The following is a 19,476-nucleotide window of genomic DNA, read 5'->3' on the forward strand; positions in this document are numbered from 1 at the left end:
GGCCTAGTCCTGGTCGTCGGATTCGCTGTGGCGGGGCTGGCGCGGAATCACTTTCACCAGCAGGATGCGCGGGCCGCTCATCTTCTTGACCACGATGTCGAAGCCGTTGAACTCCACGCGCTGGCCCTGTTTGGGAATGTCGCCCAGCTTGAGCATCACCATGCCGCCCACCGATTCGATGTCCTCCAGGCCCATTTCCTCGTTCTCGATGTCCAGTCCCAGCGCGCGCTCGAGCGACACGATGGGCAGGCTGGCCTTGCCGACCAGCGCGCCGTCGGGCTGCTTGAGCCAGTCGTTTTCGTTGAGGCGGAATTCATCGTGGATCTCGCCCACCATGGCGCCCAGCAGGTTGTCCAGCGTGAGGAAGCCCACCGGACGCTTGCCCTTTTCGCCGATCAGCGCGAAGTGCGGCGCGCCGTCCTTGAAGCGGCGGAACAGTTCCAGCGCCGGCGTGCGCGCCGAATAGGTTTCCACCGGGCGCAGGAAAGGCATCATCGAGGTGATGGCCTTGCCGGACTGCTCGGCGAAGAACAGGTCTTTCAGGTGCACCATGCCGAGCACGGTCTCGCCGTCCGCGTCGTAGTACGGGTAGCGGCTGAAGCGGTTGCGCACCACGGTTTGCAGGTTCTCTTCCAGCGACTTCGACGCGTGCAGCGCGATCACTTCATGGATCGGACGCATCAGGTCCGACACCGACAGCTGGCTGAAGTCGAGCGAGTGCGCCAGGATGTTGCGCTCGTCCTTGTTGAATTTCTCGCCAGGCTGGCTGGTGCGCAGGATCAGCTTCAGTTCCTCGGTCGAATAGTGCGAGTCGCCATGGCCGCCGGCGCCGGCCAGGCCGGCCAGGCGCAGCACCATGTTGGCGCTGGCGTTGAGCACCCAGATGGCGGGGTACATGGCCCAGTAGAAGCCGTACAGCGGAATCGCGCTCCACAGGCCGACCACTTCCGGCAGGCGGATGGCCAGCGATTTGGGGGCCAGTTCGCCCACCACGATGTGCAGGAAGGAGATGGTGACGAAAGCGAAGACGAAGGAAATGCCGTGGATCAGCTGCGGGGAGGTGACGCCCAGGGCGCCGAACACCGGTTCCAGCAGCGAGGCGAAAGCCGGTTCGCCGACCCAGCCCAGGCCCAGCGATGCGAGGGTGATACCCAGCTGGCAGGCCGACAGATAGGCATCGAGTTCACCGTGGACCTTGGCCAGGATGCGGCCGCGCAGGCCTTGCGTTTTGGCGATGGCGCGCACGCGGGTGCGGCGCAAAGTGACGATACCGAATTCGGCGGCAACAAAGAAACCATTGAGCGCTACCAGGAATAGCGCCAACAGGACCAGCAGTAAGTTAGCCATATAAATCGCTTGCGCGACCGTAGTTGAAACCTACATCTTATCCGACGCGGGCCGATCGGGCGCAAATTTGCCTTTTGGCTACACCTGCGGCGGCAGCGTCAGGACAGGCGGTGGCGGAACAGCCAGGCCGCCAGCGGCAGCGTCAGGGCGGCGATAATCAGCATCGGCAGCAGGTCCATCGCCACCACGCGCAGTCCCACGCCTTCCAGGTAGACGCGCTGCACCAGGTCGATGGCGAAGCGCAGCGGATTGGCCAGCGTGAGCGTTTGCAGCAGTGGCGGCATGTTGCGCACCGGCGTGGTCAGCCCGGACAGCAGCATCAGTGGCATGATGAGCACAAAGGTGTACAGCATGGCCTGCTGCATGTTCAGCGACACGGCCGATATCGACAGGCCGATGCCGACGCAGGCCAGGGTGAACAGGCCCAGCCCCGCGTACAGCGTGAGCAGCGAGCCGGCCAGCGGCACCTTGAACCAGAGCGCGGTCACCAGCAGGATGATGGTCGATTGCGCCAGGCCGATCAGCACCGGCGCCAGCGCCTTGCCGGCCATGATCTCCAGCGGCGACATGGGCGTGACCAGCAGCTGGTCGAAGCTGCCCTGTTCGCGTTCGCGCGCCACCGACAGGGCGCTCAGCAGCAGCGTTTGCAGCATGCTCAGCGCCGCCACCATCCCGGGCAGCATATTCCAGCGGGTTTCCAGGTTGGGGTTGTACCAGGCGCGCGATTCCACGCCGAGCGTAGCGCCCGCGCTGCCGCCGCCGCCGTGGCGGCGCGCCCAGTCGCGGTTGTAGGCCGCCACCACCTGCCCGGCGAAGGCGGCGGCCGATCCCGCTGTGTTGGAGTTGCGGCCGTCCAGTATCAGCTGCACCGGCGCGGCTTCGCCCGCGTATAACTGGTGCTCGAAGCGCGGGCCGATCTGCACCGCCAGCATGGCCTGGTGCGTTTCGATGGCGTGCGCCATGCCTTCCTGGCTGCGCAGGGTGGCCACGCGGCGGAATACGCCGCTGCCTTCCAGCCTGGCGGCCAGCTCGGTGGAGGCGGCGCTGCGGCTCTGGTCCAGCAGCACGTAGGGCGCATCGGTCAGGTCAAAGGTGGCGGCGTAGCCGAACAGCAGGCTTTGCACCAGCGCCGGCACAAACAGGATGGCGCGCGTTTTCGGGTCCTTGACCACGGCCAGGAACTCCTTGTGGCACATATTGGCGATGCGCCGCAGCGTTGCGGCGATGGCGGGGAAGGTCGGAATGGCGAACATACGGGGCCTCAGTCGAGTTTTTTCCGCGTGACGGCGCGCGCCACGGCAAGCAGCAGCACGGCATAGACGGCCAGGATGGCGCAATTCTTGAGTATCAGCGGCCACACGTTCCCGGCCAGGAACAGCGTCTTGATCAGCTCCATGAAGTAAGTCGCGGGCAGGGCATTGCCGACGTACTGGATGGCGCGCGGCACGTTGCGCAGGTCGAACAGGAAGCCGGACAGCATCAGCGATGGCATGAAGCTGCTCAGCAGCGCAACCTGGCTGGCCAGGAACTGGTTGCGCGTGATGGAGGAAATCACCAGGCCCATGCCGACCGCCACGAACAGGTACAGCATGCAGGCCAGCACCAGCACGATCAGCGAGCCTTGCATCGGCACGTGGAACAGGAAGCGGGCGGCCAGCAGGCAAAGCGCCAGGCCGGCCATGCCGACGGTGAAGTAGGGGATGATCTTGGCCAGCAGGATCTCGGCCGGGCGCACCGGGGTGACGAACAGCGCTTCCAGCGTGCCGCGCTCCCATTCGCGCGCCATCACCAGCGCGGTCAGCAAGGCGCCCACCAGCGTCATGATGAGGACAATCAGTCCCGGCACCAGGTACCAGGTGCTGGTGTTGGCGGCGTTGTACCACATGCGCTGCTCGATGGCGACCATGCCGGTGGCTGCGCTGCCGGGCTGCGCAGGCCCAGCGGCGGGAACGGCTGCGGCGCGGCCCTGGCGGTCGGCCTGGATGGCGGGCCACTGCGCCAGCGCGCCGCTGGTGTATTGCAGGATGATGCTGGCGCGGTTGGCGTCGGTGCCGTGCACCAGCACTTGCACGCGCGCGTCGCCTTGTGCCAGGCGGCGCGTGAAGTCGGCGGGAACGCGCACGATGCCGTCCACGCGGCGCTCGGTCATCAGCTGCTCTGCCTCGTGCATGGAGCCCAGCAGCACCGGTGCGATGGCGGTGGTGTGCTGCAGGCCGGCGATGGCGTTGGCGGCGGTGGGCGAGGAGTCTTCCAGTACGACCGCCACCGGCGCGTTTTTCACGTCCAGCGACAGGCCGTAGCCGAAGATCAGGATCAGCGCGATGGGCAGGGCAATGCCGATGGCCAGGTTGCTGGCGTCGCGCAGCAACTGGCGGAATTCCTTGCGCACCAGCGCGCGCAGGCGGGCAGCGCCGCCGCCGCCGTTGCCGCGCCTTGCTTGCCGCGTCATGGCTGGTCTCCCCGGCGATTCTGTTCGACGATGGCGATGAAGGCTTGTTCCATGCCCCGAGCGCCGCCCGCCTGCTCCCGCACTTGGCGCGGCGTGCCGATGGCGAGCAGCTTACCGGCATCCTGGATGACGATGCGGTCGCAGTACTCGGCTTCCTCCATGAAGTGGGTGGTGATGATGACCGTCACGCCGGCGGCCGCCAGCGCCGTGATGCGGCGCCAGAATTCGCGCCGCGCCAGCGGGTCGGCGCCGCTGGTGGGTTCGTCCAGGAACAGGATCTCGGGCGAGTGCAGCAGGCCGACCGCCATCGCCAGGCGTTGCTTGAAGCCGCCGGGCAGCTGGCCGCTGGCCATGTTCTCCTGGCCGTCCAGCTGGAACTGCGCCAGCACCTCGCCGCTGCGCCGGCGCAGGTGCTCGCCGTGCAGGCCGTACGCGGTGCCGAAGAACTTCAGGTTCTCCGCCACCGTCAGGTTCCCGTACAGGGAGAATTTTTGCGACACGTAGCCCACCTTGCGGCGCGCTTCGGCACGGGCATGGCGCAGATTCACGCCCGCCACTTGCAGCGTGCCGCTGCTTGCGGGCAGCAGGCCGCACAGCATGCGGAACGTGGTGGTCTTGCCGGCGCCGTTGGGGCCGAGCAGGCCGAAGATCTCGCCGCGCGCGACGCTGAAGCTGGTGCTGGAAACCGCTGTGAAATCGCCGAACTTGCGCACCAGGTCGCGCACCTCGATCACCGGTCCGCCGGCCGGCGCGTGCACCTGCACCTGGGCCGGTGCCAACGTTGCGCCGCCCGGGTGCGCTGCGTTGCCGGCGTCCCGCACCGCGTGGTCCCCGCTTGCCGCTGAGCGCCCCTGCCCGCCGCCACCGCAGCCGTTACCGCGGCCGCCAGTGCCACTCTCCTGCGCGCGCAGGATCAGCATGAACCCATCCTCCAGGCGCGCCTCGGCCGGGGTGGTGGCTGCGCCGTCCAGCAGCGCGGCCACGCTTCGCGGCGCGGCGCCGCTGCGCTGGATGTAGCGTACCTGGCCGCCTTCCGGTACCGCGTCGACGATGCTGGCGCCGGCATCCAGCAGCCTTGCCTGCAGCGCGCGCGCAGTGACGCCGGCCGGCGGCGTGGCCATATGGCACATGCCCTGCGCCCGGCTGCGGATGGACTCCGGCGTGCCCGAAGCCAGCACCAGTCCCTCGTGCAGCACGCACACGTGCGCGCAGCGCTCCGCCTCGTCCAGGTAGGACGTGCTGATCACCACGGTCAGTCCCTGTTCGGAGACCAGTTGCTGCACGATGTCCCACAGTTCGCGCCGCGATAGCGGGTCCACGCCCACGGTAGGCTCGTCGAGCAGCAGCAGTTCGGGCGAACGCACCAGCGTGCAGGCCAGCCCCAGCTTCTGCTTCATGCCGCCGGACAGCTGGCCTGCCAGGCGGCCCGTGAAGCGTTCCAGGTCCGTCATGTGCAGCAGCCGCTGGAAACGGCTGCGCCGTACGCCCGCTTCCACGCCGTGCAAGTCGGCGTACAGGTCCAGATTTTCCTGCACGCTCAAGTCTTCATACAGGCCGAAACGCTGCGGCATGTAACTGATGCGGTCCTGGACCCGCTGCGGATGGCGCGCCACCTCGATACCCAGCACCTGCAACTGGCCCGAGGTGGCAGTCATCAGCCCGGCCGCGAGCCGCAGCAGCGTGGTCTTGCCCGCTCCATCCGGCCCCACCAGCGCCGTCAGCGCACCCGCCGGCACTTCCAGCGACACGCCGCGCAAGGCATCGACCGCGCGGCCAGTCTCTTTCGTCACGAAGCGCTTGTGCAGGCCGCTCCCCACCAGGGCAGGGCCTGCTGCGCCGGCCGTGCCGCCGGCCATCGCCGCCAGGCCAGTCATCTCTGCGCCTGCACGGCAGGGCGCGCGATGCGCACCGTGGCGGGCATGCCGAGACGCAGGCGGTCGCCCTTGTCCTCGGCCAGCACGCGCACCTCGTACACGAGGCTGGTGCGCAGGTCTTCCGTCTGCACCGTCTTCGGTGTGAACTCCGCCACCGACGAGATGTAGCCGACCTTGCCCGCGATCGCCTGGCCGGGCAGGCTGTCGATGGCAATGCTGGCCGCCATGCCGGGCTTGACCAGGCCCAGTTCCGTCTCCCGCACGTAGGCCCGCACCCATTTGGGATCGGTGATCGCCAGCGTGTACACCGGCCGCTGCGGCGAAGCCATGTCGCCGGCTTCCATCAGGCGCGCCCGCACCACGGCGGCGATGGGCGCGCGCAGTTCCGCATCCTTCAACTGCTGCGCCAGCACGGCTGTTTGTGCGCGCGCCGCTTCCAGCTGTGCTGCCGCCTGCGCGATGTCTTCCTTGCGCGCGCCGGCCTGCGCCAGCTCCTGCGCCTTGCGCGCGCCTTCCAGCCGCGCCTGCGCCGCCTTGCTGCGCGCCGCCGCGTTGTCCACGTCCTGCAGGCTCACCGCGCGCCCCACCGGTCCTTGCACCAGCCCTTGCAGGCGCGCCAAGCTCTTGGCCGCCACGTCCGCCTCGGCCTGCGCTTCCGCCGTCTGCGCGCGCGCCTGGCCGACTTCCTGCGGCCGGTTGCCGGCGCGCAGCCGCGCCAGCGTCTGCTCCAGCGCGTTGGCCTGCGCGCGCGACTCGGCGATGCGCAACTCCAGCGTGGTGGTATCGAGCTTGCCCACCACCTGGCCGGCGCTTACCTGCTCGCCTTCCTGCACTGCCAGGCTGGCGATGCGTTCGCTGCCGTTGAACGCCAGCGATACCTGGCGCACGTCCACATTGCCGTACAGGACCAATGCCGTGTCGGCAGGGGAGGGGCGGCTGGCGTACCACGCCGCTGCTGCGGCAGACAGCACCAGCACGGTGACGAGGATGATCTTTTTGTTCATATGCAGTTCTCCAGCGCGCAAAGTATGCGAGAATTCTACATCAAATTTAAATTTGAATTTAAATTATTGGAAAATGTGCGGTGTTGTTCGTTCCCGCGCGCCTTCCCCTACAATATCGCCCCATGTCCTCTGTCAAGCCTAAACCAACTGCCGCGCCGCTGCGCGCCGCCCGCTCGGACGGCGACGCCACCCGCAGCGCCATCCTCGATGTCGCCGGGCAGGTGTTCGCGCAGCGTGGCTACGCCGACGCCACCAGCAAGGAAATATGTGCCCGCGCCGGGGTCAACATCGCATCGGTGAACTATCACTTCGGCAGCCGTGGCGGCTTGTACGAGGCGGTGCTGGTGGAGGCGCACAATCATTTGCTGCGGCTGGAGGAGATGCAGGCGCTGGCCGCCGGTCCGGGCGATCCGCGCCAGAAGCTGCGCGCCATCGTCAGCCGCATCGTCGAGCATGTGACGGGGCCGCGCGCGCATTGGGGCAGCCGGGTGGTGGTGCGCGAGCTGCTGGCGCCCAGCGAGCACGCGGCGGCGCTGGTGCAGCAGGCTATCGCGCCCAAGGCCGGGATATTGATCGGTATCGTCAGCCAGATCGTGGGGCTGCCGCCCACGCACCCGGCCATGCAGCGCAGCTTGTTCTTTACGGTGGCGCCGTGCCTGGCCATGCTGCTGGCTCCGGCCGAGCTGCGCACCCAGGTGCTGCCCGGCCTGGGCGGCGAACCCGCCCAGCTGGCGGACGACCTGCTGCGCTACGCGCTGGCCGGCATGGACGCCCTCGGCGCGCAGTACCGCGCCTGACTGCTCAACGGGCCGGGAAGGCGTGCTGCTTCGAGTGCGCCGCAATTGCCAGCGCGGCGGCCAGCAGCAGGCACAAGGTCCAGGGCAGCGACCACGCACCCGTGGCGCTCAGCAGCAAGCCGCCGAACAGCCCGCCGCCGGCGATGGCCAGGTTCCAGCTGGTGACCAGCAGCGACTGCGCCACGTCGGCCGAGCTGCCCGCCACATTGGCCAGCGCGGTCTGGAAGAAGGTCGGTGCGCCGCCGAAGGCCAGGCCCCATACGCCCACTGCGATATACACCGCTGCCGGATGCGTGCCCCACAACCCCAGTGCCAGCGCCGCCAGCCCGAACGCCGCGGTGCTGCCCAGCACCATCGCGCGCAGGCGGCGGTCAATCAGCAGGCCTGCCAGCCACAGGCCGGCGATGGACGCGGCGCCGAAGATGAACAGTACCGCGTCCGCCTTGCGCTCCAGGCCGGCCGGGGCCAGGAAGGGCGAGATATAGGTGTACAGGATGTTGTGCGCCAGCACGTAGGCAAAGGTGGTGGCCAGCACCGCCTTGACGCCGCTGATGCCCAGCACCTGGCCCACGGGCGCACGGCGCGCGCCGCTCTGGCCGGGGAAGTCCGGCACGGCCGCCGTGACCCACGCGATCAGCGCGAGCGCCAGCATGCTCATGATGCCGAAGGCGTACTGCCAGCCCAGCGTGGCGCCGAGCAGCGTGCCGGCCGGGACGCCCAGCGACAGTCCCACCGGTATGCCGGCCATGGCCACCGCCATGGCGCGGCCCTTGTGCTGCGGCGCCACCATGCGCACGGCGTAACCGGCCAGCAGGGCCCACAGCATGCCGGCGAACACGCCGGCGACAAAGCGCGCCGCCAGGGTCAGCACGTAGCTGGTGGAGAGCGCCGTGACGCCGTTGACCAGCGCGAAGCCGGCGATGGTGGCCAGCAGCAGCGGCTTGCGGCGCAGGCCCTGCGTGGCGGCGGTGAGCGGAATGGCGCACAGCAGGGAGCCCAGCGCGTAGCTGGTGACCAGTTGGCCTACCATGGCGCCGCTGGCCTCGAGGCTGGCGCCCATCTGCGGCAGCAGGCCCGCGGGCAGCGCCTCGGTGAGGATGGTGATGAAGCCCGCCATGGCCAGCGCGAGCAGGCCGGAAAGCGGGAAGGGGGAATCGGATTTGCGCATGGTGTAGCCCTGTGGTTGAAGACCCGCCCACAGTAGCGGCGCTGCGTGCCGAGAAAAAGTGGGCTAGACTTCCGGACTTTGAGGACAATTCTGTCCTGAATCGGGGGCGGAAGCGGAAATGGAAAGTCTGAGCGGATTCAACGTGTTCGTGCAGGTGGCCGAGACGCGCAGCTTCGTGGCGGCCGGCCGGGCGCTGGGCATTTCCGCGTCTGCCATCGGCAAGAGCGTGGCGCGGCTGGAGGAGCGCCTGGGCGTGCGGCTGTTCCACCGCAGCACGCGCAGCATGACCTTGACGGCGGAAGGCAGGATGCTGCTGGAGCGCAGCCGCCGCGTGCTGGCCGAGATCGAGGCGGCGGAGCAGGAACTGTCGCAGTCGGCCGCCCTGCCCACGGGCCGCTTGCGCGTCAGCTTGCCGCTGGTGAGCGGGCTGGTGTTGCCGCCGCTGGCCGATTTCATGCGCGCCTATCCCGCCGTGGAGCTGGACCTGTCCTTTACGGACCGCATGGTGGACGTGGTGGAGGAGGGCTACGACGCGGTGGTGCGTACCGGCGAGCTGCTCGATTCACGCCTGTCGTCGCGCCAGCTGGGCAGTTTCGGCACCGTCATTGTCGGCTCGCCGGCCTACTTCGCGCAGCACGGCGCGCCGCAGCGCCCGGCCGACCTGCCCGGCCATCCCTGCATGCATTACCGCTATCCGAACTCGGGCAAGCTGGAAGTGTGGCCGCTGCTGCGCGCGGAAGGCGAAGCGGAACTGCGCCTGCCCACTTCCATGATCTGCGATAACGCCGAAACCCGGGTCTGGTTCGCCTTGCAGGGCCTGGGCATCGCCTGCCTGCCGGCGTTCGCGGTGCGCGCCGAGCTGGCGGCCGGCACGCTGCGCACGGTGCTCGACGAGTATGTGGACCGCACCATTACCTTCCGCCTGCTGTGGCCATCGGGCCGCCACCTCACACCCCGGCTGCGCGCTTTCATCGATTTCATGGCCGAGCGCGGGCTGTAGCAGCGCGCCCCTGGCTCAGGGCGCCGGCGGATCGCTGCTGAACGCGCCCGTGTGCAGCTGTTCCAGGATGGCTTCCACCGCCGGATGCTTGATCTTGCGCTCGTTCGAAATGGCGTAGAACTGCTCCCGCAGTTCCGGCGCGTTCCCCACGTGCAGGGCGCCGAACTGTTCCTGGATGTCGTGCGCCAGCACCGAGGGGGCGAAGAATAGCCCCATGCCGTTGCGGCCGAAGGTGTTCAGCATGGCGTTGTCTTCGAACTCCCCCACCACGTCCGGCCGCACGCCATGCCGCACGAACCACGCGTCGATGCGGCCGCGCAGGGCGTTGTTGCGGGTTGGCAGCAGCAGCGGCGCACCGTTCAGGCTGTGGGGGAAGTTGCGCTTGTACTTGCTGGCCAGCTTGCGCGCGCCGAACAGCTGCATCTCGGTTTCCAGCAGCAGGTGGCTGAACACGCGCAAGCTGGGCGAGGCGCGCACGGCGCGGTCGGTCAGCACCACATCGAGTTTGTTCAAGGCCAGGTCGGCCAGCAATGAATCGAATTCATTCTCCATGCAGATCAGCTTGACCTTCTTGTCCAGGTGCAGCGTCATTTCCAGCAGGCGGTAGGCCACCAGCTTGGGCAGCGAGTCGGAAATGCCCACCGCCAGCCGCATGCGGCCGGCGTCCACGTCGGTCAGCGCCTGCTGCAGCCGGTCCTCCAGCTGGAAGATCTGGTCCGCATAGTCGAGCGCCACGCGGCCCGCCTCGGTCGGCACCAGGCGGCGCCCCTGCTGCGTCAACAGCACCGTGCCGAGCTGCTGGTCCAGCTGCGACAGCTGGGTGCTGACGGTCTGCACCGCCAGGCCCAGGCGCTCCGCGGCGCGCGTGACGCTGCCTTCCTTGGCCACGTTCCAGAAGAAGAAAAGGTGTCTGAAATTGATGCCGGCTGTTTTCATGGTTCTGCTTTTACGAAGTAATACTTCGATTATCTTCTATTTTTAAATGGTATGGAATTCTCTACACTGCGTGACATTCATCAATAAGAAAGGAAAAACCAGATGAAACACTTCAGAGTGTCATTCATTGTCTCCTTCATCTGCCTGGCAGTGGCCGGCTGGTGGGGCTATACGCATACCGGCTGGGGCGGCGCGCTCACGGCCCTGGGCATTGCCACCATCCTGGCGGTAATGGAAGTATCGCTGTCCTTCGATAACGCGGTGGTCAACGCCTCGGTACTGAAGACCTGGGACGAATTCTGGAAGAAGCTGTTCCTGGGCGTGGGCATCATCATCGCGGTGTTCGGCATGCGCTTGCTGTTCCCGCTGGTGATCGTGGCCGTGGCGGCCGACATCAGCATGGCCGAAGTCTGGACGCTGGCGCTGAACGACCCGAAAGCGTATTCCACGCACCTGACCAACCACCACGCTGAAGTGGCGGCATTCGGCGGCGCCTTCCTGCTGCTGGTGTTCCTGAACTTCCTGCTGGACAAGGACAAGGAAACGCACTGGCTGGGCAACGTCGAGAAGAAGCTCGGCTCGCTGGGCAAGATGTCCTCGGTCTCCGTGATGGTGACCATCGGCGCGCTGATGGCCTGCCTGACCATGGTGGAAGAGGGCCAGAAGCTGATCGTGCTGATCGCCGGCCTGTGGGGCGTGCTGATCTATGTGGCGGTTGACGGCTTGAGCAGCCTGCTGGAAGCGGAAGAAGAAGGCACCAACGTGGGCGACATGGTCAAGCGCGGCGGTATCGGCGGCTTCCTGTACCTGGAAGTGCTGGATGCGTCGTTCAGCTTCGACGGCGTGATCGGCGCGTTCGCCATCACCAACGACGTCGTGATCATCATGCTGGGCCTGGCCATCGGCGCAATGTTTGTGCGCTCCATGACCATCTTCCTGGTCGAGAAGGGCACGCTGGATGAATTCGTCTACCTGGAGCACGGCGCGCACTACGCGATCGGCATCCTGGCGGTGATCATGCTCGCCAGCATCAAGTTCCACATTCCCGAGATCTTCACGGGTCTGATCGGTGTGGCCTTCATCGTGGCGTCCATCTGGTCGTCGGTACGCCACCGCAAGCAGCAGGAAGCGCTCGGCGTCGCTGCCTGAGCGTTGTAAAGGAAACGCGGCGCGCCCAAAGAACACCGGCCCGCCGCGCATGCAGCAAGGTGTTCAACAACTTTTAGGAGTCACAAATCATGGCAATCAGTCTGCAAAAAGGCGGTAACGTTAATCTGAGCAAAGAAGCTCCGGGCCTGTCGAAGATGGTCGTAGGCCTGGGCTGGGATATCCGCAACACGGACGGCGCAGCTTTCGACATCGACAGCTCCGCCTTCCTGCTGAAGGTTGACGGCAAGGTCCGCGCCGACAACGACTTCATCTTCTACAACAACCTGAAATCGAGCGACACCTCGGTAACGCACTCTGGCGACAACCGTACCGGCGCCGGCGACGGCGACGACGAAACCGTCACCATCGAACTGTCCAAGGTGCCGGCCGAAGTGGACCGCATCGCGATCTGCGTCACCATCCACGACGCCGAGGCCCGCCGCCAGAACTTCGGCCAGGTGCAGAAGGCCTTCGTGCGTTGCGTGAACGCGGCCGGCAACACCGAGATCGCCCGCTTCGACCTGTCCGAAGACGGCTCGACCGAGACCTCGCTGGTGTTCGGCGAAGTCTACCGCAACGGCGGCGATTGGAAATTCCGCGCCGTCGGCCAGGGCTACAAAGGCGGCCTGGGCGCGCTGGCGTCGTCCTTCGGCGTTTCGGTGTAACCATGCCGGTGTTCACCGTTACAGGGGATGTCGATCCCTTCCTGCACGTGTCGCTGCGTCAGGGCGAAAAGATCTACTGCGAATCCGGCGCCATGGTCATGATGGAAGCGCCGCTGGAGCTGAAGGGCAAGATCACGGGCGGTATCGGCAGCGCAATCATGCGCACCTTTGCCAACGGTGAATCGTTCTTCCAGCAGCACATTGAGGCGGTGCGCGGCAACGGCGATTGCCTGTTGTCGCCCACGCTGCCCGGTGCGATGCAGGTGGTCGAAGTCGGCCCCCGGCAGTACATGATCAGCGACGGCGCTTTCGTGGCCGCGTCCTCCGGCGTGGAGCTGAAGGTGCGTACGCAGAGCCTGGGCAATGCGCTGTTCGCGCAGAGCGGCGGCTTTTTCATCACGGAGACGCAGGGCAGCGGCCAGCTGGCGGTATCGGGCTTCGGTTCGATTTCGCAGCTGGAAGTGGAGCCGGGCAAGGACGTGACGATCGATAACTCGCACGTGGTGTGCTGGGACAGTTCGCTGCGCTACGAGATGTCGGTGGCGACCTCGCAAAGCGGCGGCTTCCTGAGCAACCTGGTGAACAGCCAGACCAGCGGCGAGGGCATGGTGCTGCGCTTTTCCGGGCAGGGCAAGATTTTGGTGTGTTCGCGCAGCCGCCAGGGCTTCCTGGGCTGGGTGCGCGGCACCGGACAATAACTCGGAGGTAAATGAATATGTCAGTTAATCTGCAAAAGGGCCAGAAGATCTCTCTGGACAAGGAAGCGGGCAGCGCGCTGTCGCGCGTGGTGATGGGACTGGGCTGGGACGCCGTGAAGAGCAAAGGCTTCTTCGGTTTCGGCGGCGGCAGCGCGGAGGTGGACCTGGATGCCTCGTGCATCATGTTCGACACCGAGAACCGTCCGCTGGACGTGATCTGGTTCCGCCAGCTGAAAAGCCAGGACGGCAGCGTGGTGCATAGCGGCGACAACCGCACCGGCGCCGGCGACGGCGACGACGAACAGGTGACCGTGGCGCTGAACAGCGTGCCGGCCAACGTGAAGAGCATCGTGTTCACGGTGAACAGCTTCACCGGCCAGAGCTTCGCGCAAGTGCAAAACGCCTACTGCCGCCTGATCAACGCGGCCGACGGCAAGGAAGTGGCGCGCTTCAACCTGTCGGTGCAGGGCAACCACTCGGCGCAGATCATGGCCAAGCTGTACCGCCACAACGGCGAATGGAAGATGCACGCGATCGGTGAAAACGGCACCGGCCGCACCTTCGACGACCTGCTGCCGCAGATCGCGCCGCACCTGTAAAGAGCAAGTGTAGTACCGGGCGCCCCGCAGGCCGGTCTGTGGGGCGCCCAACCCGATGTTTGCTTCCCGGTGCGTGTTCCCCATGGCGCGCGCCTTTTCACGGCAGCCTGTTTTCAGGCTGCCGTTTTTTTATTTTGGTGGGGCGAATTGCGGCTGGCGCGGCTGATCGGCCGCCTGCCGCGCGGCAGGCAAGGACCAGACGCTGTCGGGAGCGCCTTGACGGGCGCGGCGGGCGGCGGCGCGGGCCATCCAGGCGAAGGCCAGCGCGGCGATGGCGGCGCTGGCATCGACGCCGGGGCGGTAGGTCCAGCCGGCGTAGGACGTGGCGTACGCGGTGTGCAGGCTGGCCAGGGGCACCGCCAGCGCGGTGGCGGCGCTTAGCCGCAGCAGCCCGATGCCGGCGCGCGCGGCGCCGCGCCAGAAGGCCCACGCCAGGCAGGCCAGGAACACGCCGTAGTAGACAGTGTAGTGCCAGGCGTTCGCGTCCAGCACGCGGCCGTACAGCAGCTTGGCCGCCGCCACCGTGAGCGAGATGCCGCACACGCTGCCCAGGCACACCCCCACGGTGCCTGCCGCCAGCCAGCGCGCCGAACGCTGCTGCAGCACCGGGCCGCTGCCGTTGCGCGCGGTCTTGCGGCGCGTTTCTATCCACAGCAGGTTCCCCGAATAGAACAGGAAGGCGCCCGCCAGCCCAAGCGCGAAATAGGTCCAGCGCACCGGCTCGCCGCCGAAGGTGCCGAAGTGCAGCGAGAAGAAGGAGGACACGGTCGCGGTCCAGTTGCCCTGCGCGCCGGGGAAGTAGGCGGTGTTGAGAATCTCGCCGGTGGCGGCATTCATCACCAAGAAGCCTTCCAGGCGCACCATGTAGCGCTTGTCGTGCCCTGCCACGCGCGCCATGGCGCCTGCGGTGCCGTGCGCGCGGTACAGAATGCTGGTCGGCTCGAACTCCGGCGAGAAGGCGCGCACGCGCGCCAGCAGTTCCTGCGGCGCCAGCATGGCGGTAGGCGTGGCGTCCGGCTTGAGCGGGTAGATGCTGGTGCTCTTGAAGGCGGTTTCGATGTTGTCGCCGTAGATTACCTTGTCCTGCACGTCGTATACCGGGTCGTGCAGGCAGAACACCACGGCCGTCAGCGCGATGACGATGTGGAAGGGCAGGCTGGCAATGCCGATGGCGTTGTGCGCGTCCAGCCACATGCGCTTGAGGTTGCGCCCCACGCGCAGCGCGAAGAAGTCCTTCACCAGCGACGGCAGCAGGATAATCAGGCCGGACACCAGGGCCACCGAATACAGCAGGCAGATGGCGCCCACCAGCAGTTCCACGGTTTCGTGGTCGCCGGGAATGCCGGCCGTGCGGTGCAGGTCGTCGATGAACTGGGCCAGGCCGGACGGCTGTAGGCGCACCAGTTCCAGCTCGCCTTCCGGCGTGAATCCGGACGACCAGGGCATGCGGTCGGCGCGGCCGGTCTTCCAGGTGAGGCGGGCAGGGATCTCGGCGCTGTCGCCCAGGTGCAGGGTGAATTCCTTGCGGGCGTCCTTGCGCGCGGCCAGTGTCTGCTCGATCAGCGCGGCCGATTGCGCCAGCGGCGGGGCAGCCGTGGCGGCGGGCGGATTGGACCAGCGCGACAGCGTCTCCTCGAACATGGTGAGCGCGCCCGCATAGAACGCGATGAATAGCGCGAAGGCGCTCAGGATGCCGGTCCAGGTGTGGACCGATTTGTAGACTCGTATGACGTCGGCGCGCATGGCAGGCTCAGGATAGGTAATGGCGGCAGGCGGCGAGGGCGGCGAAGGCGAGCGCGTTGGCGCTGCCCAGCCATAGCCAGGCGCGCGCGCCGCTGCGGAACAGGAAGACCAAACTCAGCACGCCGGTCCATACCGGCGCGGTGAGCCACATGGTGGCCTGGAATTTGTTGGGGTGCATGGCGCCGCCCGGCGTGAGCCAGGCGAACAGCCCGCTGACGGCGATCGCCAGGCCGAAGCCGAGCACCACCCCGGCCAGGGTTTTGCTGAACCAGTCGCGCTGGATCATGGCTGGGTACTCCGCTTTGTCCCCGCTCCCGCCCTGGCCGCGCTGCGCAGCGTGCGCCAGGCCGCCAGGTAGGGCAATACGGCGAACAGCAGCATGGTGATGCTCAGCACCGCGAACAGCGCGGTGGAGAGGTGCGCCATCCTCAGCCAGAAGCACAGCGCCGCCGCCAGCAGGGCGCTGGACCCGAGGCGCAGCGCGCGCACGACGCCTGCGGACGGAGCTTGCGCCAGCCATTGCTGGCGCGGCGCGGACAGGTAGTAGCCGCACGCGGCGGCGGTGTTGGCCGCCAGCGCGAAGGCAAGCAGGATACGGTCCATGGCTTACTCCAGGAAAAATTCAAGCCCGCGCGACAGGGCGGGGAACATGGCGGAGCCATGGTTCTCGCCGGGCAGTTCGATGAAGCGCACGCGCGAGAGAGCGCGCGGCTGTCCCGGTTGCCCTGGCTGCGCCGGCTGCGCGGCTTGCAGCGCGGCGGCGAGCTGGCGGGCTTCGCCGACCATGCGGCGCTCCATCAGCGCCTTATTGCGCTCTGTGGCGGCGTTGGCCGCGCTGCCTGCTGCCGGCGCGCCGGAGGCGCGCGGCAGTGCGGCCTGTTCCAGTTCGCCCACGGTGATCAGCAGCTGCGGCTTGCCGCCGCTGCGCTGCGCCAGTCCGGCCAGGCCCGTGAGCACGTAGCGCTCGCGCCACCAGATCGACGGGCTGGCGGCGATGTAGGTCTGGAACGAGGCCGGCTGGGTGAACAGCGTGTGCAGCACGAACAGCCCGCCGTACGAATGCCCAAACAGCGCCTGCCGCTGCTGGTCGAGCGGCGCCAGTTGCTGCACCAGCGGTTTCAGTTCGAGGTTGATGAAGTCCAGGAAGCGCGCAGCGCCGCCTTCCTTGCCTGCGTCCGCCGCGCCCGGCCGGCCGGGCGCGCCAGGAAGGGCCGGGGCGGGCGGCGTGTAGTCGAGTGCGCGCGCTGCCTGGTCGTAGTCCTCGCCGCTGGCGTAGCCGATGCCGACCACCGCAGGCGGCGCCTGGCCGGTGACCTTGCTGCGCCGTTCCACGGTACGGGCCATCAGCGCCAGGGCTGGAAACGACGCGTTGCCGTCCAGCGCATAGATCACCGGATGCCCGCCCGGCGGCGGCGCCGATTCCGGCACGCTGACGAAGATGCGGTAGCGCTGGCCCGTATTGGTGGAGACGATGTCGCGCTCCAGCGCCTGCGGCATGCGCGCCGTGGCCCACTGCGCCTCGGCGCGCGCGTGCGCCAGCGGCTGGATCAGCAGGGCCGCGCCCAGCAAGTAGCGCAGCGCCATCATTTCAGGTCCACCGACGCGGCCAGCTTGAACGCGCGCGCGCCGCCTTGCGTGACGAAGCCGTCGTTGAACAGGCCGGCCCAGTAGCTCTTGTCGGCCAGGTTCTCCACGCTGGCGCGCAGCTGCACCGCGTGGTCCAGCACGCGCGCGCCGTAGCGGGCGCCCAGGTCGAAGCGCGTCCAGCCGCCGATGCGCTGCGTGTTGGTGGAGTTGACGAACTGCTCGCCGGTGTAGATGGCGCGCGCGCTCAGCACCAGCGCCGGCACGGCAGGCAGGCTCCACTCGGTGCCCACGTTGGCTTTCCATTTCGGCGTGCCGAAGGCGCTCTTGCCGCTGACGGCGGGGTTGGCCGCATGCGTCATCCTGCCCTGCGTGTAGGCGGCGCCGCCCAGCAGCGTGAACTGTTTGCCCAACTGGCCGAACAGGTTCCATTCCACGCCCCGGTTGCGCTGCTCGCCGTCGTTGTCGTAGGTGTTGGCGGCCACGTTCTTGATCATGCTGGGACGCTTGATCTGGAAGGCGCTGACGGTGTTGCCGAAATCGCCGCCGTCCCACTTCACGCCCGCTTCCACCTGCTTGCTGCGGTAGGGCGCGAACACTTCGCCGAAGTTTTTCGCGGTCTGGTCGCTAACGGTGTCGCCCTGGCTCAGGCCTTCGATCGCATTGGCGTACAGGGAAATGGACGGGCCCCACGGCTTGACCACCAGGCCGACGGCGGGCGTGACGGCGTTCTTGTCATAGTTCGAGGCGGGCGCGCCGGTGTTGGCGTTGAAGGTCTTGCTCAGCACACGCTGCCGGCGGGCGCCCAGCGTCAGCAGCACCGCATCCTGGGCGAAGGACAGCGTGTCGGCCAGCGCCCAGCTGTCCAGTTTTGCCTCGCCTGTCTTGGGCACGTTCACCGGCGCCGGCGCCAGTGCGGGCGTGGCGGGATTGTAGATGTTGGACTTGTAGTCCGCGCTGATGCTGGGGTTGGCGCGGCGCGTGTCGTACTCCAGCACGGTGTAGCTGGCCACCGCCTGGTGGCGCACGGCGCCGGTGCTGAAGCGGGCGCGCAGGCCCGCCTCGGCCGAGTCGGTGTCGGTGGCGCCTGCCTGGTGGAAGGTGGTGCCCACATAGTCGCCCGCTGCGTTGCGGATCGACGCGCGCGTGCCGTTGATGTAGCCCGAGTAGCGGTAGCGCAGCTGGCCGGCTGCGGCGTAGGCGGTGACATGGTCGTTGAAATCGTAGCCGGCGCGCAGCAGCACGGCGCGGTTATCGAGCTTGCCGTAGATGCCGCGCAGCAGATTGGTGCCGGCCTTGGGCGGGGCGATCACGCCGGTGGCGGGAAAGGACGCCATCCACGCGCTGCCGTTGCGGATGTCCTCCTTGTCAGAATAGGCGTCGAGCGAGGCGGTGAGCTGTTCGCCACGGTAGTCCAGCGCCATCGAAGCCAGCTTGCGCTCCTTCTTCTGCGCGTCCACCCCGGCCTCGCCGTCGCGGTAGGCGCCGTTCACGCGCACGCCGAAACGGTTTTTCTCGCCGAAGCGCCGGCCGGCGTCCAGGTGCAGGCCGAACTGGGAATCGGAGGTGTAGTCGGTGGTCAGGCGCAACAGCGGCTTGTCGGCCGCGCGCTTGGGCAGCAGGTTGATCACGCCGCCCACCGCGCCTTGCGGCGACATGCCGCTCAGCAGCGCGCCCGGGCCTTTCAGCACTTCCACCCGTTCGATGAATTCGGTGGGCGCGTGGCCGTAGGGCGACAGGCCATACAAGCCGTTGTAGGCCAGGCCCTCGCCGTTGATTTCAAAGCCGCGGATGCTGAAGTTTTCGTAGATGTGGCCGTCGGACGTGGTGAAGCGCACCGACGGGTCGTTCAGCAGCACGGCGCCCACGGTGGACGCCTGCTGGTCCTCAATCAGCTTGGCGGTATAGCTGGTGAGGTTGAAGGGGGCGTCCATGGTGCTGGTGCTGCCCAGGATGCCGAGCTGGCCGCCGCGCGCCACCTGGCCGCCGGCGTAGCTGGCGGGCAGTTCGTCCGGCAGCAGGCCGCCGGTCACGCTCACCGCGTCCATCACCTGCTCGCCGCCGCGCTGCGCCGCTGCGGCGGCGCCGCTGCCGCCGGCCGGCTTTGCCTGCAGCACGTAGCCGGCGCTGGTTTTGCCGATGGCGTACTGGCTGTCGCGCAGCAGCGCGTTGAAGCCCGCCTCCACGCTGTAGCTGCCTTTCAGGCCGGCGCTGCGCAGGCCTTGCAGCTTGCCGGCGTCCATCGCGACGGCCACGCCGGCTTGCTGCGCAAAGCGGGTCAGGGCGTCCGCCAGCGGACCGGCTGGAATGTCGTACTGGGCGGCGGTGCTTTGCGCCATGGCGGCGCTGCCGGCGGCGGCAGCGGCGGCGCCCAGCGCGAGGTGGATGGCAAGAGTCAGGGGGGCGATGCGAAGCGTGGACATTCAGGATTCCTTTTTTCTTGGTAGTCAAATTGCATACACA

18 protein-coding genes are annotated in these 19,476 nt (G+C 67.5%); 6 read left to right on the forward strand and 12 right to left on the reverse strand.

What is annotated here, in order from left to right; all coding sequences use genetic code 11:
- Positions 1-3 precede the first annotated feature (3 nt).
- From ASD15_RS03230 to ASD15_RS03250, 5 genes are all read right to left on the reverse strand, one after another.
- Positions 4-1,347 carry a hemolysin family protein gene (locus ASD15_RS03230; protein WP_057153276.1) on the reverse strand — a complete coding sequence of 448 codons (1,344 nt, stop codon included), beginning with the start codon at positions 1,345-1,347 and terminating at the stop codon, positions 4-6.
- A gap of 98 nt (positions 1,348-1,445) precedes the next feature.
- Positions 1,446-2,600 carry an ABC transporter permease gene (locus ASD15_RS03235; protein WP_057153277.1) on the reverse strand — a complete coding sequence of 385 codons (1,155 nt, stop codon included), beginning with the start codon at positions 2,598-2,600 and terminating at the stop codon, positions 1,446-1,448.
- Between the two features lie 8 nt (positions 2,601-2,608).
- Positions 2,609-3,796, reverse strand: coding sequence for an ABC transporter permease (locus ASD15_RS03240; protein WP_057153278.1), 1,188 nt, complete (start codon positions 3,794-3,796; stop codon positions 2,609-2,611).
- Positions 3,793-5,652 carry an ATP-binding cassette domain-containing protein gene (locus ASD15_RS03245; protein ID WP_057153685.1) on the reverse strand — a complete coding sequence of 620 codons (1,860 nt, stop codon included), beginning with the start codon at positions 5,650-5,652 and terminating at the stop codon, positions 3,793-3,795. Before ASD15_RS03245 ends, ASD15_RS03240 begins: the two co-directional genes overlap by 4 nt.
- 14 nt (positions 5,653-5,666) lie before the next feature.
- The gene (locus ASD15_RS03250) at positions 5,667-6,674 is read right to left on the reverse strand and encodes an HlyD family efflux transporter periplasmic adaptor subunit (RefSeq protein ID WP_057153279.1); all 1,008 of its coding nucleotides are present in this window, start codon (positions 6,672-6,674) and stop codon (positions 5,667-5,669) included.
- Positions 6,675-6,796: 122 nt separating this feature from the next.
- On the opposite strand from ASD15_RS03250, the gene ASD15_RS03255 reads away from it, so the two are divergent.
- Positions 6,797-7,471 carry a TetR/AcrR family transcriptional regulator gene (locus ASD15_RS03255; RefSeq protein WP_057153280.1) on the forward strand — a complete coding sequence of 225 codons (675 nt, stop codon included), beginning with the start codon at positions 6,797-6,799 and terminating at the stop codon, positions 7,469-7,471.
- A 4-nt stretch (positions 7,472-7,475) separates the two neighbouring features.
- Here the strand turns inward: ASD15_RS03255 and ASD15_RS03260 are convergent, their stop codons facing one another.
- Positions 7,476-8,639, reverse strand: coding sequence for an MFS transporter (locus ASD15_RS03260; protein ID WP_057153281.1), 1,164 nt, complete (start codon positions 8,637-8,639; stop codon positions 7,476-7,478).
- Positions 8,640-8,757: 118 nt separating this feature from the next.
- Between ASD15_RS03260 and ASD15_RS03265 the strand changes: the two genes are divergently transcribed.
- A complete protein-coding gene (locus ASD15_RS03265) occupies positions 8,758-9,639 on the forward strand; it encodes a LysR family transcriptional regulator (RefSeq protein WP_057153282.1) in 882 nt (293 codons plus the stop codon).
- Positions 9,640-9,654: 15 nt separating this feature from the next.
- On the opposite strand, the gene nhaR is transcribed toward ASD15_RS03265, so the two are convergent.
- A complete protein-coding gene (gene nhaR / locus ASD15_RS03270; protein WP_057153283.1) occupies positions 9,655-10,575 on the reverse strand; it encodes a transcriptional activator NhaR in 921 nt (306 codons plus the stop codon).
- A 102-nt stretch (positions 10,576-10,677) separates the two neighbouring features.
- On the opposite strand from nhaR, the gene ASD15_RS03275 reads away from it, so the two are divergent.
- The 4 genes from ASD15_RS03275 (at position 10,678) to ASD15_RS03290 (ending at position 13,686) form a co-directional block, all read left to right on the forward strand.
- Positions 10,678-11,724: a DUF475 domain-containing protein gene (locus ASD15_RS03275; protein WP_057153284.1), complete on the forward strand. Its 1,047-nt coding sequence runs from the start codon at positions 10,678-10,680 to the stop codon at positions 11,722-11,724.
- A gap of 89 nt (positions 11,725-11,813) precedes the next feature.
- Positions 11,814-12,389: a TerD family protein gene (locus tag ASD15_RS03280; RefSeq protein WP_057153285.1), complete on the forward strand. Its 576-nt coding sequence runs from the start codon at positions 11,814-11,816 to the stop codon at positions 12,387-12,389.
- Between the two features lie 2 nt (positions 12,390-12,391).
- A complete protein-coding gene (locus tag ASD15_RS03285) occupies positions 12,392-13,087 on the forward strand; it encodes a TIGR00266 family protein (protein WP_057153286.1) in 696 nt (231 codons plus the stop codon).
- Between the two features lie 17 nt (positions 13,088-13,104).
- Positions 13,105-13,686: a TerD family protein gene (locus ASD15_RS03290; protein WP_057153287.1), complete on the forward strand. Its 582-nt coding sequence runs from the start codon at positions 13,105-13,107 to the stop codon at positions 13,684-13,686.
- Between the two features lie 129 nt (positions 13,687-13,815).
- On the opposite strand, the gene ASD15_RS03295 is transcribed toward ASD15_RS03290, so the two are convergent.
- From ASD15_RS03295 to ASD15_RS03315, 5 genes are read right to left on the reverse strand one after another with little or no spacing between them, the layout of a single operon-like run.
- Entirely contained in the window at positions 13,816-15,429 is a 1,614-nt protein-coding gene (locus ASD15_RS03295) for a PepSY domain-containing protein (RefSeq protein ID WP_057153288.1), read from the reverse strand.
- Positions 15,430-15,436: 7 nt separating this feature from the next.
- Complete coding sequence (locus ASD15_RS03300; RefSeq protein ID WP_057153289.1) at positions 15,437-15,715, reverse strand: hypothetical protein; 279 nt, start codon at positions 15,713-15,715, stop codon at positions 15,437-15,439.
- Positions 15,712-16,032 (reverse strand): hypothetical protein, encoded by a 321-nt coding sequence (locus tag ASD15_RS03305; protein ID WP_057153290.1) that lies wholly within the window; start codon positions 16,030-16,032, stop codon positions 15,712-15,714. Before ASD15_RS03305 ends, ASD15_RS03300 begins: the two co-directional genes overlap by 4 nt.
- A gap of 3 nt (positions 16,033-16,035) precedes the next feature.
- Positions 16,036-17,016, reverse strand: a complete 981-nt coding sequence (locus tag ASD15_RS03310) for an alpha/beta hydrolase (RefSeq protein WP_057153291.1) — start codon at positions 17,014-17,016, stop codon at positions 16,036-16,038.
- Positions 17,013-19,436, reverse strand: coding sequence for a TonB-dependent receptor (locus ASD15_RS03315; protein ID WP_057153292.1), 2,424 nt, complete (start codon positions 19,434-19,436; stop codon positions 17,013-17,015). The genes ASD15_RS03310 and ASD15_RS03315 overlap by 4 nt, the downstream gene beginning before the upstream one ends.
- Between the last annotated feature and the right edge of the window lie 40 nt (positions 19,437-19,476).

This window comes from Massilia sp. Root351, from assembly GCF_001425045.1.
Lineage (GTDB): Bacteria > Pseudomonadota > Gammaproteobacteria > Burkholderiales > Burkholderiaceae_D > Rugamonas.